We start from the raw sequence: 2,500 nt of genomic DNA, 5'->3' as shown, positions 1-2,500 counted from the left end.
GTTGTATTTGCCACTCTCTATTTCCTTGATCACTTTCATCTTGAACGCTTCGCTGTAACGTCTGATCGTTGTCATTTTCCCTTCCTTTTTCTGACAACTTTTTCTAGGACGCTACAAGATCGTAAATGTGATTTCAGTTGGTACTAAGAGACTCAACTTCAATCGCAATCTGATTTGAATTTAGCACCGGAAGGAAGATTTTCTATTTCGTTATTAAAATTAAACTCCATTTTCTTCACTAATCACAGGGAACATATACTAAGGAAGCGCAACACAATCCTGTTCCACGCCATCGGTGGTCGAAAATAAACGATAATTTGGAAACAACTTCTACACGTAAAACGAATTAGAATTTCTGCATATAATGACGCCGTATTTTTCCAAATGAAAATTTTCTTTTAAACGGCCGCTTCCGTAACCTTCTCCGCGATAGAAACCGCCTCATTCAATTTCAAAGAAAGGATTTTGGAAATCCCCGGTTCCTCGTTCGTAACTCCGAAAAGAGAATTCGCTCTATTGATCGTGGATTGAGCGTGGGTGATCACGATAAACTGAGACTTGTCCTTGAACTTGTCCAGAATCTGACAGAAACGAAGTTTATTCGCTTCGTCAAGAGCCGCGTCTATTTCGTCTAAAAAGCAAAACGGAGAAGGTTTTACCATATAGATCGCGAAGAGCAACGCAATCGCAGTCATGGACTTTTCGCCACCGGACAAAAGCCGTAAATTTTGAACGTGTTTACCGGGTGGTTCCGCCATAATTTCGATCCCGGCATTCAGACTGTCCTCGTTTTCCGCCAATTCTAAAATCGCACGTCCCCCATTGAAAAGAGTAGAAAAAGTTTCCTGAAAATTCTCTCGAATCTTTTCAAAAGTTTCACGGAATAGTTTTTCGGATTCCTCGTTGATTCGATTCAGAACGTCTTCCACGTCCGCTTTCGATTTTTCAATATCTTCTTTTTGAACTCGATGGTGTTCAAAAATTTCTTTCACACTTCTATACTCTTCAATGGAAAGAGGATTGATAGAACCCAACATCTGAATGTCGGATTTAAGCCTCTTAAGCTTTACTTCTTCTTTAGTTCTTTCTAAGTTTCTATTTTGAAATTCTGAAACGAGTTCCTGTTCGGAAATGGAATAGTCGTTATAAAGTTCCTCGGTAAACGAATCAATCTGCACTTTCAAACCGGAAACGGTTCTTTCCTTTTCCGTCAGAATAGGAATCAGGTTCTTAAAATCATCCTGATTCTTTTGAATATCATGCTTTAAGTTTTGTATCTCTTTCAAAATATTCCGAAGAGATTCTTTTTCGGATTCAAGAACACGGCTCATATCCAAAAATTCATTGTAACTCGATTCTATCTGTTGTTCTAGCTCGGAAACTTCTCTTTCGAATTCCTGCTTTTTAGAGATCACATTTTGGATGGAATCCTTTGCGGTCTGAATCCTTTTTTCGATTTCTTCCTTACGTAGTTGGATTGCCTTTCCCGCCTCCAGTCTGGAATTTCTTTCGGAACCGAGTTCCAATACTTTTTTTTCTAAAAATACAGTTTGTTCCTTATTGGCTTCCAAACTTTCTCTCAAGGATTCGATTTTTAAACCGGAATCCTTAATACCTCTCGTAAGGTTTTCGTTTTCCAAAATCAGATCTTCGATCTGCTGATCCAAAGCTTCCTTTCTGGATAAAAATCCGTCCCGATCGAAAAGAATGTTTCGAATCATATCCTCAAGATGAACGAACTCCTCAAGTTTGAATCGCAACTCCCCCAGATCCAGGGTTTCCAGAACAGATTGAATCTTCGATTTTTCGGAAAGTTCCAAATCAGATCGTAACGTCTCTATCTTCCGAGAATATTCTGACATCTTGGAAAGGAGAAACTCCTTCAGTTCTTTTCTGCGATTTTCGGTATCGATCGCTTCTTTTTTTCTGGACTCAAGTCGGCTAACGAGTTCGAAAATGACTTCCTTGAGTTTTTCACGAAGCGCATTGTGAGCCTTGTCGTTTGAGACAATCTTTGATTCCTTTTCAAGAACGGAAACGTTTTCATCCTCGATTTGTTTTTCAAGGCCAAGTTTGGAGTCTTTTAGCTTCCGAATCTCTTCCTCAAGAAGTTCGATCTCCCCTTCTAACTCGGAAACTTCTTTCTGAATCCTTTCTAGATCGATAACTAACAAACTCAAAGAGGATTCTTCCCCATTGAGGATTGAGGTCATCTCCGAAACCCTTTCTTCGTATTCCAGAATAATCTGTCTGTTTTTCTCGATCTTTTCTTTTTGAATTTTCGTTTGGGAAAGATGATCGTATAGTTTCTTGTCGATTTCGGAAACTCTCACTTCGATTTCCGACTTATCTTTTTCCAACACTTCGATTCTTCCGGTTTCTTCACCGATCGTATCCAGTAGGGTCTGGTTCTTATCCTTGATTCCTTGAAGCTCGTCTTCGGACTCTTTCAATTTTTTGGTAAGAGTGGAAAATTTCAGATAACGTATAATCTTGTCTG

Annotated in this window: 2 protein-coding genes (both only partly in view); both read right to left on the bottom strand. The window is 39.2% G+C overall.

The features are described from left to right. On the bottom strand, positions 1-75 hold the 5' end (the start) of the coding sequence (locus LEP1GSC062_RS09725) for a transposase (protein ID WP_020984028.1). 297 nt of this gene lie to the left of the window's left edge; the window shows 75 of its 372 coding nt (coding positions 1-75); it begins with the start codon at positions 73-75; its stop codon lies off the left edge, out of view. A gap of 323 nt (positions 76-398) precedes the next feature. Further along, positions 399-2,500, bottom strand: the 3' portion of a protein-coding gene (locus tag LEP1GSC062_RS09720) for a chromosome segregation SMC family protein (RefSeq protein WP_010578831.1). It continues 673 nt past the right edge of the window; only the last 2,102 of its 2,775 coding nucleotides appear in the window; its start codon lies off the right edge, out of view; it ends in the stop codon at positions 399-401.

Source organism: Leptospira alexanderi serovar Manhao 3 str. L 60 (assembly GCF_000243815.2).
GTDB classification, from domain to species: domain Bacteria; phylum Spirochaetota; class Leptospiria; order Leptospirales; family Leptospiraceae; genus Leptospira; species Leptospira alexanderi.
This window is presented reverse-complemented; position numbering and strand designations above follow the sequence as displayed.